The sequence below is a fragment of the Streptomyces sp. SID12501 genome, from assembly GCF_010550245.1.
In the GTDB taxonomy this organism is placed as follows: domain Bacteria; phylum Actinomycetota; class Actinomycetes; order Streptomycetales; family Streptomycetaceae; genus Streptomyces.
Genome location: NZ_JAAGLU010000145.1, coordinates 1 through 865, shown reverse-complemented (window position 1 = coordinate 865; position 865 = coordinate 1). Strand labels below are relative to the sequence as shown.

General features: G+C 75.4%; 1 protein-coding gene. It reads right to left on the bottom strand.

Annotated features, from left to right (window positions below; genetic code table 11):
- The coding region (locus G3I71_RS44880) for an ATP-dependent DNA helicase (RefSeq protein ID WP_164324651.1) at nucleotides 1–865 on the bottom strand (865 nt) is incomplete at both ends.

Here is an 865-nt window from a genome sequence, read left to right as displayed (position 1 = left end):
TCCTCGGGGAGCCCCTGGGGGAAGCGCCCCTCGGGCAGCGGGACGATGACGCTCGCGAGGTGCTGGCCGGCGGTGTCGAGGTCGGTGGTGGGCACGCCGCCGTGCCGGCGGGCCAGCCGCGCGGCGTGCTCGATGGTCGGCAGCGACAGCTCCGCGGTGGCCTGCGCGGTCACGCGGTCGGCGAGCTCGTGCGCCTCGTCGACGACGATCACCTGGTGCTCGGGCAGCACGTTCGGCGACCCCGAGGCCGCGATGCCGAGCATCGCGTGGTTCGTGACGACGACGTCGGCCTCGCGCGACCGTGCACGTGCGGCCTCCGGGAAGCACTGCGCGAGCATCGGGCACTGCCCGCCGAGGCACTCCATGGCGGTCACGGAGACCTGCCGCCACGCGCGGTCGGAGACGCCGGGGACGAGGTCGTCGCGGTCGCCCGTGGTCGTCTCCTCGGCCCACTCGCGCAGGCGCACGACCTGGTCGCCGAGGGACTCGCGCCCGGACTCGGTCTCCTCGGGCGGGTGCTCCGCGGCGCCCGGCCGCTCGGGGACGTCGAACAGCGTGCCCTGCTCGTCGGACGGGTAGCCCCCCGCGACCTTGTGGACGCACAGGTAGTTTTGCCAGCCCTTGAGCAGCGCGATCTGCGCCTGCCGCGGCAGGTGGGACGCCAGCGCGGTGGTGACGAGCGGGAGGTCGCGCGTCAGCACCTGCCGCTGCAGCGCGAGCGTCGCGGTCGAGACGACGACGCGCTCGTCCGCGCGGACCGCGTGCCGCACCGCCGGCACGAGGTAGCCCAGCGACTTGCCCGTGCCGGTGCCCGCCTGGACGAGCAGGTGCTCACCCGTGCGCAGCGACTCGGCGACCGCGACGG